The sequence below is a fragment of the Streptomyces phyllanthi genome (assembly GCF_009377205.1).
Classification (GTDB): Bacteria; Actinomycetota; Actinomycetes; order Streptomycetales; family Streptomycetaceae; genus Streptomyces; species Streptomyces phyllanthi.
In genome coordinates this window covers 1-8251 of record NZ_VJZE01000418.1, presented here as the reverse complement: position 1 = coordinate 8251, position 8251 = coordinate 1, and the positions used below count along the sequence as shown (strand labels likewise).

8 protein-coding genes are annotated in these 8251 nt (G+C 69.4%); 5 read left to right on the top strand and 3 right to left on the bottom strand.

The window, feature by feature from the left end:
* Window positions 1-253: 253 nt before the first annotated feature.
* The 3 genes from FNH04_RS36460 to FNH04_RS36450 all read right to left on the bottom strand — a co-directional run bounded on the left by FNH04_RS36460 (window position 254) and on the right by FNH04_RS36450 (window position 3399).
* On the bottom strand, window positions 254-772 hold the full coding sequence (locus tag FNH04_RS36460) for a hypothetical protein (RefSeq protein WP_152790126.1): 519 nt from the start codon (window positions 770-772) through the stop codon (window positions 254-256).
* Between the two features lie 113 nt (window positions 773-885).
* Window positions 886-1662 (bottom strand): DUF4328 domain-containing protein, encoded by a 777-nt coding sequence (locus FNH04_RS36455; protein ID WP_152790123.1) that lies wholly within the window; start codon window positions 1660-1662, stop codon window positions 886-888.
* Between the two features lie 144 nt (window positions 1663-1806).
* Window positions 1807-3399: a beta-N-acetylhexosaminidase gene (locus tag FNH04_RS36450; protein WP_152790125.1), complete on the bottom strand. Its 1593-nt coding sequence runs from the start codon at window positions 3397-3399 to the stop codon at window positions 1807-1809.
* A gap of 242 nt (window positions 3400-3641) precedes the next feature.
* On the opposite strand from FNH04_RS36450, the gene FNH04_RS36445 reads away from it, so the two are divergent.
* From FNH04_RS36445 to FNH04_RS36425, 5 genes are all read left to right on the top strand, one after another.
* Window positions 3642-4277, top strand: coding sequence for a 2-oxo-4-hydroxy-4-carboxy-5-ureidoimidazoline decarboxylase (locus tag FNH04_RS36445; protein ID WP_386574154.1), 636 nt, complete (start codon window positions 3642-3644; stop codon window positions 4275-4277).
* A 273-nt stretch (window positions 4278-4550) separates the two neighbouring features.
* Complete coding sequence (sdhC, locus tag FNH04_RS36440) at window positions 4551-4931, top strand: succinate dehydrogenase, cytochrome b556 subunit (RefSeq protein ID WP_322724858.1); 381 nt, start codon at window positions 4551-4553, stop codon at window positions 4929-4931.
* Between the two features lie 5 nt (window positions 4932-4936).
* Window positions 4937-5428 carry a succinate dehydrogenase hydrophobic membrane anchor subunit gene (locus tag FNH04_RS36435; RefSeq protein ID WP_152790121.1) on the top strand — a complete coding sequence of 164 codons (492 nt, stop codon included), beginning with the start codon at window positions 4937-4939 and terminating at the stop codon, window positions 5426-5428.
* A 23-nt stretch (window positions 5429-5451) separates the two neighbouring features.
* Complete coding sequence (gene sdhA, locus FNH04_RS36430) at window positions 5452-7206, top strand: succinate dehydrogenase flavoprotein subunit (protein ID WP_152790120.1); 1755 nt, start codon at window positions 5452-5454, stop codon at window positions 7204-7206.
* Complete coding sequence (locus tag FNH04_RS36425) at window positions 7206-7976, top strand: succinate dehydrogenase iron-sulfur subunit (RefSeq protein WP_152790119.1); 771 nt, start codon at window positions 7206-7208, stop codon at window positions 7974-7976. The genes sdhA and FNH04_RS36425 overlap by 1 nt, the downstream gene beginning before the upstream one ends.
* Window positions 7977-8251: the final 275 nt, after the last annotated feature.

The window sequence follows — 8251 nt, the reverse complement described above, 5'->3', positions numbered from 1 at the left end:
CCGCTCCCCCCAGTCGTCCCAGTCCTCCCCGGCCGCGAGGCTCGCCCACAGGGGGCGCAGCGCCTCGTCGTCGCCGCCGAGCAGCGGAACGCACCGGTCCAAACAAGCCAGTCCGCCGGCGGCCAGCCCGCGTTCGTCGGCCTGTGCGATCAGTTCCACCAGACTCATCACGCCTCCCTCGAACTCGTTCGACTGGGCGCCTTTTCTAACGGAGCCCGCACTTCCCCTTACTGCGTGCGACAGAGCACCAGTGTCACAGAGGCACCACTCCGAGCCGGTCGAGTAACTGGAAAAACATGTTTTCGGCCAACGGCGCCGACGGATCCGGTTCCAGGGCCAGAAGGTCGGCCAGCCGCTCGGCGGCCACGGTGTGCCCGGCCTCCGCGGCCCAGGCGACGGCGCGCTCGGCCGCGTCGCCCGGCTCCAGGAAGTAGTCCTCGACGGTGAGCCCGTCGTCGTTGCCGTCCAGGTACCCGGCCATGGCCTCCCGCGCCAGACACGTGGTCCAGCCGCCGCTCTCCGGGCCGGCGGCCTCGATCACCACGCAGTCGCCGCCCATGACGTACCCGAAGAGCGCGGGTGCCCCGGTCTCGCGGGCGAGCGCGTGCATGCTGCCGACGTCACCGGAGCCGTCCTGGTTCGGGTACTCCCACACCTGCCATCCGTCGTCCGCCGTCGTGAGCGGCGACATGCCCCTCGCTCCCGCCAGCGCGTCGAGCTCCGCGAGCGGCCCCTCGCTTCTGCCCACGACGTAGTAGCCCCAGTAGCCCATTCCGGCTCCCCCCGGCATCTCGGCACACTCGCGCCGAATACCACCACAGCCGTACTGCAGTTCGCCCCCGGAATCGGGCAATCCGTCCCACCGGGAGGCGAGATCGGCCGAGGTCAGCCGGAGACGGGCACGGCAGCCCCCGGGCCGCTGCGCGCCTTCGTGTCCTGCATCCGCGTCAGCGTGAGGACGAAGAGGATCGCGAGGACCGCGGCGACGACGTCGACCGCGTCCGCGAACAGCATCTGCCCCAGGGCCCGCTTGATCTCCGGAGCCGTCTCGGCCCTGCGGTACGCGGTGGAGGCGGCCCGGCCCGCGAGCAGGCTGATCACCCAGGCGGCCCACCAGCCGTTGAGGAGCAGGTGCGACCGGCGCGTGCCCGAGGGGCTGCTCGCGTCCCAGATGTCCGCCGCGACCCTCCGCGGAAACCACAGGTTCACGAACGGCACGAACCAGCCGCCCACCGCCCAGCCGCGCTTCCTGCGGTGCCCGAAGGGGTCGAACACCTCGGCGTTGACCCGTACCCGGTGGAACCAGACGAGGAAGACCACGCCGGTGATGACCAGGGCGGCCGTCTGCAGGGAGCCGGCGAACGCGTAGAGCGAGTCCGCCCGCTCGGCCCTGCGCTCCACGTCCGCACCGGTGTCGCCGTCCACGAGGGCGCCCAGGACGCCGTACGACATGGCGTCCGCCCGGATCGCGAACAGATCGGCGGCGACGACCAGCCCGAGCAGCCCGGCCACGGTCCGGCCGAGGCCGACCGGCGAGCTGAGCCAGGCGGAGGCGTGGCTGCCGTGCGGCGGGGCCATGGGCGGGGCGCCGGCCGCGGCGCAGTGCTCGCAGACCACCCCGTCGTCCGTGGCTTCGAAGTGCCGGCATCTCGTGCAGAGCATGGCGAAGTGGTCCCCCCGTATCCCGGATCCCGATCGAACAGAACCGCCCGAGGCTCTCCCCAGAACCTCACACAAGGCGGCAGGCGGAACATACGGCTCCCCCGCCCCGCAGGTCCACCGTGTTTCGCCTACGGCTCACCGGGTTCAGCTGACCCGGTCCGCCAGCCTCCCGAACTCCGCCCACGACAGCGCCGGTGTCCCCGGATCCCACAGCTTCTGGGTCAGCGCCCGCAGCGGCATCCGTACGCCCGCCGCCACCTGCGCCTCTGTCTGGGAGTTCGCCAGATCGCACCAGACCGCGAAGGACCCGCCGAGGATCTGGCCGTCGTACCGCTCGGGCACCGCGGTCGTACCGCGGAGCACCCGCGGGGTCCACTGCTCGTAGATCCGCTGCCCGGTCGGGTAGAAGAACTGGTTGGGCTCACCGAGGACGTAGTACAGATACTCGTCGTTGTAGTTGATCACCCGGCGCCCGTCTGCCAGATACTCGGCCGGCTGCCGGGCCCCGATCTCCTTGCCGGTCCAGTACGCGACCTGGATGTCGCGCGACGGCTGCACCTTCCCGCCGCTGAAGAACCCGTCGTTCCAGGCCCGCATCTGCCGGTCGTGCCTGCGTACCGTGGCGGCCCGGTCGTCCATCCAGCCGGTCGCCAGGTCGGCCACGGTCGCCCCCGCCCCGTACCGCTCCCGTGCCGCGGCGGCCAGCTGCGGGTACGAGGCCTCGGGGTTCGAGGCCGTCAGCGCCAGGTACTCGTCGGCGCCGAGGTGCCAGTAGGGGCCGGGGAAGAGGTCCGCGTACTCGTTCAGCAGGTCGTCGACGAGGGCCGCCGCCGCGGGCTTGGAGATGTCCACCGCGCCGCGCGTCGGCGCGCCGCCCACGTTGCGCAGCTGGAGATCCGGATGGGCGTCGATCACCGCGCCGAGGTGGCCGGGCGAGTCGATCTCGGGGACGACCTTGATGTGGCGGCTCTCCGCGAGGTCCACGATGCGCCGTACCTGCGCCTTGGTGAGGTGCTGCTGCGACACCACCTCGGGATGCTTGTCCGACTCGATGCGGAAGCCCTGGTCGTCGGAGAAGTGCAGCCCGAGCTGGTTGTACTTCAGATCGCCCAGCTCCCGTATGCGGTCCTCGATCCAGCCCGCCGTGAAGTACTTGCGCGCGATGTCGAGCATGAACCCGCGCTGGGGCTTGGCCGGCTGGTCCCGTACGACGCCCTCGGGCGCCGTACCGCCGCCGCGCACCTCCTGCTTCAGGGTGCGTGTGCCGTAGAAGACGCCCGCCTCCGCGGGCGCGGATATCGTCACGCGCCGGTTGCTCACGGTCAGCGTGTACGCCTCCGAGTCCGGCTGGTTCTGACCGGTGAGGTTCAGCTCCACGTCCCCGTCACGGGGCTCGGCCTCTCCGGCGTACGTCAGGCCCAGCTCCCCGGCGGTCAGCCGTCCCTCGTCGGCGAGTTTGCCGTCGGAGACCACGAGCCGGGCGCCGCCCGAGGGGCGCCAGCCGGGGCCGCGGGCGGGCTCGTGATCCCGTACGGCCGGGATCGTCTGCGGCTCCTGGGACAGGGGGTACGAGCGTGAGGGTGTCGGCGAGGGGGCCGGGGAGACGCTGGAGGCCGTCACCGTGCCCGCGCGCGTCGGCTGCGCCCCGCTCGGCGACCCCGTGTCGCCGCCCGGCCAGACGGTCGCGGCCACCGCGATCGCACCACCCGTCACAGCGACACCCACGCCGAGAAGCAACCCCTTCGGCGCCACGTACGTCTTCCTGCGGGGTGCCCTGCGCCGGCCGCGGTTCACGGTGCTCCTCCGGTCCGTATTCGCCCCTTGTCATTTCGCCCCGTGTCATGTCGTCCCATGTCACACACCTCCACTTCGAACGTACGACGTCCCACCAGCCCGACCGTCCACAACCGGCCCCGAAACTCTTCCGTCCGGGTGAAATTCGGGCTTCGTTCGGACAGTCGTTGACCCCCCTCGATAACGTGACGGCACATCTCGCACACCCTTCCCAGTCGACCCGTACGCGACATCCACAAGACGTCGCCACACACCGCCGAGGACCCACGCTGCCCCCGCACCGTCTTCCCCACCTCCCCGGCCAGGTCGCCATCCCGGAGCAGCTCCGCGCCGCCGTCGGCCCCGCGGCCATGGAGCGGTTCAACACAGCCCCCGCCGCCGAGCTCGAGCGCGCCCTCCTCGGCTGCTGCCGGAGCCTCCGCTGGGCACGTCGCGTCACCGAGCACAGGCCCTACCCGGACCTGGAGGCCCTGCTCGCCGCGGCGGACGAGGCAGCGTACGACCTGACGCCCGCCGAGCTGGCCGAGGCGCTGGCCGGCGAGTCGCTCACACTGCTTCCGGACGGCGCGTACTCCGCCGCCCACACGGCACTGAGCGCCGCACACGCCGCATACGAGAGTCGATTCGGACACGTGTTCGTCATCTGTCTGGATGACGTGGCCCCCGAGGAGACCCTCGACCGGGTACTCACGGGCATCCGGTCACGTTTGACGAACGATCCGGAGGAGGAGCGCCCCCTGGCCGCGGAGGAACTACGCCGCCTGGCAAAAGGAAGGCTGACCCGGGTCGTACAGCACTTTTCCGGCCAAGCCGGCCATTAGGGGGCGCGGAGCGCCCGTCAGGGGCGCGGGGAACTGCGCACCCAGCCACAAAGGACCCGCACCCGGCCAAACGGATGGATACCCACCCCAGTAGCCGCAGCCCACTCCCCCGTACGTGCACGGTCGCCTGCCACTTTCGATCACACCGAGGCCGCCCGCTCAGCGCCGCAGGCACACCGCTACGATGCTGGGGGCCGGTGGACCGTACCCGGCCGGGCCAGACCGACACTGAAAGCCGGCAGGCCCCAGTCCCCGCTCCCGGAGGGTTCTTCCGTGCCGGCTGGAACGCTGTACCGCGGCCGGGAAGGAATGTGGTCCTGGGTGGCTCACCGAGTCACCGGCGTCCTCATCTTCTTCTTCCTGTTCGTTCACGTGCTGGACACCGCTCTCGTCCGTGTCTCCCCCGAGGCCTACGACAAGGTCGTGGCCACGTACAAGACGCCGATCGTCGCGCTGCTGGAGTACGGCCTCGTCGCCGCCATCCTCTTCCACGCGCTCAACGGCCTGCGCGTCATCGCCGTCGACTTCTGGTCCCAGGGACCGCGCTACCAGAAGCAGATGCTCTGGACCGTGGTCGGCCTCTGGCTCGTGCTGATGCTCGGGGCGATCTACCCCGTCCTCGGCCACGCCGCTCGTGAAGTCTTCGGGAGCTGAGACACATGTCCACCACTGAGACCACCGAATCCGGAATCGGCCCGGTAGAGGGCACGGGCAACCTGTCGGGCTACAGCCCCGACAACCCGGCGCCCGTGATCGAGGCCCCGCGCAAGCGCACCAAGAAGACCCCGAAGTCGACCCGCGGCAACTTCGAGATGTACGGCTGGCTGTTCATGCGCCTGTCCGGCATCGTGCTGGTCGTCCTGGTCATCGGCCACCTGCTCATCCAGCTCGTCCTCGACGGCGGTGTCTCCAAGATCGGCTTCGCGTTCGTCGCGGGCCGCTGGGCCTCGCCCTGGTGGCAGACCTGGGACCTGCTGATGCTGTGGCTGGCGATGCTGCACGGCGCGAACGGCCTGCGCACGGTCATCAACGACTACGCGGAGCGCCCGAACACGCGTCTGTGGCTGAAGGGCCTGCTGTACACCGCCACGGTGTTCACCATCCTGCTGGGCACGCTGGTGATCTTCACCTTCGACCCGAACATCCGCTAGGCACGGGGCTGAGGTATCCACTCATGAAGATCCACAAGTACGACACCGTCATCGTCGGCGCGGGCGGCGCCGGCATGCGCGCCGCCATCGAGTCGACGAAGCGCAGCCGCACCGCCGTGCTGACCAAGCTCTACCCCACCCGCTCCCACACGGGCGCCGCGCAGGGCGGTATGGCCGCCGCGCTCGCCAACGTGGAGGAGGACAACTGGGAGTGGCACACCTTCGACACGGTCAAGGGCGGTGACTACCTGGTCGACCAGGACGCCGCCGAGATCCTGGCGAAGGAGGCCATCGACTCGGTCCTCGACCTGGAGAAGATGGGCCTGCCGTTCAACCGCACCCCGAACGGCACGATCGACCAGCGCCGCTTCGGCGGTCACAGCCGGAACCACGGCGAGGCCCCGGTCCGCCGCTCCTGCTACGCGGCCGACCGCACCGGCCACATGATCCTCCAGACGCTGTACCAGAACTGCGTGAAGGAGGGCGTGGAGTTCTTCAACGAGTTCTACGTCCTGGACCAGCTGATCACCGAGGTCGACGGCGTCAAGAAGTCGGCCGGTGTCGTGGCGTACGAGCTGGCGACCGGCGAGATCCACGTCTTCCAGGCGAAGGCCGTGATCTACGCGTCCGGCGGCTGCGGCAAGTTCTTCAAGGTGACGTCCAACGCGCACACGCTGACCGGTGACGGCCAGGCGGCGGTCTACCGCCGTGGCCTGCCGCTGGAGGACATGGAGTTCTTCCAGTTCCACCCGACCGGCATCTGGCGCATGGGCATCCTGCTGACGGAGGGCGCCCGCGGTGAGGGCGGCATCCTCCGCAACAAGGACGGCGAGCGCTTCATGGAGAAGTACGCGCCGGTCATGAAGGACCTCGCGTCCCGTGACGTCGTCTCGCGCTCCATCTACACGGAGATCCGCGAGGGCCGCGGCTGCGGCCCCGAGGGCGACCACGTCTTCCTGGACCTCACGCACCTCCCGCCGGAGCAGCTGGACGCCAAGCTCCCGGACATCACGGAGTTCGCACGCACCTACCTCGGTATCGAGCCCTACACGGACCCGATCCCGATCCAGCCGACCGCGCACTACGCGATGGGCGGCATCCCGACGAACGTCGAGGGTGAGGTTCTGTCGGACAACACCACGGTCGTGCCGGGCCTGTACGCGGCCGGCGAGGTCGCCTGCGTGTCGGTGCACGGCGCCAACCGTCTGGGCACGAACTCGCTGCTGGACATCAACGTGTTCGGCAAGCGCGCCGGTATCGCCGCCGCCGAGTACTCCCAGAAGGCCGACTTCGTCGAGCTGCCGGAGAACCCGGAGTCCCTGGTCGTCGAGCAGATCGAGCGGCTGCGCGCCTCCACGGGCAACGAGCGCGTGGCCGAGCTGCGGCGCGAGCTGCAGGAGACCATGGACGCGAACGTCATGGTGTTCCGCACCGAGCAGACGATCAAGACCGCGGTCGAGAAGATCGCCGAGCTGCGCGAGCGCTACAAGAACGTGGCGATCCAGGACAAGGGCAGGCGGTTCAACACCGACCTGCTGGAGGCCGTCGAGCTGGGCAACCTGCTCGACCTGGCCGAGGTCATGGCCGTGTCGGCCCTCGCCCGCAAGGAGTCCCGCGGCGGTCACTACCGCGAGGACTACCCGAACCGCGACGACGTCAACTTCATGCGCCACACCATGGCGTACCGCGAGGTCGGCGACGACGGCTCCGAAACCGTCCGCCTCGACTACAAGCCGGTCGTCCAGACCCGCTACCAGCCGATGGAGCGTAAGTACTGATGGCTACCCCCGTTCTGGACAAGGCCGAGACCCCCGAGTCGGCGTCTGCGGCTTCCCCGTACATCACGGTCACGTTCCGCGTGCGCCGCTTCAACCCCGAGGTCGCGGCCGAGGCGGTCTGGGAAGACTTCCAGCTGGAGATCGACCCCAAGGAGCGCGTCCTCGACGGCCTCCACAAGATCAAGTGGGACCTGGACGGCACGCTGACGTTCCGCCGCTCGTGCGCGCACGGCATCTGCGGCTCGGACGCCATGCGGATCAACGGCAAGAACCGTCTGGCCTGCAAGACGCTGATCAAGGACATCAACCCCGAGAAGCCGATCACGATCGAGGCCATAAAGGGCCTCACGGTCCTGAAGGACCTGGTCGTGGACATGGAGCCGTTCTTCCAGGCGTACCGGGACGTGATGCCCTTCCTGATCACGAAGGACACCAACGAGCCGACGCGCGAGCGTTTCCAGACCGCGGAGGACCGCGAGCGCTTCGACGACACGACGAAGTGCATCCTGTGCGCCGCCTGCACGTCCTCGTGCCCGGTGTTCTGGAACGACGGCCAGTACTTCGGCCCGGCCGCCATCGTCAACGCGCACCGCTTCATCTTCGACTCGCGTGACGAGGCGGGCGAGCAGCGCCTGGAGATCCTCAACGACAAGGACGGCGTGTGGCGCTGCCGCACGACCTTCAACTGCACGGACGCCTGCCCGCGCGGTATCGAGGTCACCAAGGCCATCCAGGAGGTGAAGCGCGCGCTGATCACGCGTCGCTTCTGATCTTCCTGGCGGTACGACGTGATGGGCCCCGTTTCCGGCTGTGTGCCGGGAACGGGGCCCGCCCGCTTTCCCAGCCCCGGCTGGAGCGGGTACTTGAGACTTCAAGACAGCCATGGAACGGGATCAGCCAACTTCGGGTGTGACTGCTGTGACCCATGAGGCAACCGTCGCCAGACTGAGGCCATGGCACTCCTGAGGAAAGCCGCCGCCCTCCTCTCGGCCGCGGCGGCCGCGTTGATCGCGATACCCCCCACTGCCTCGGCAGCCCCCACCCC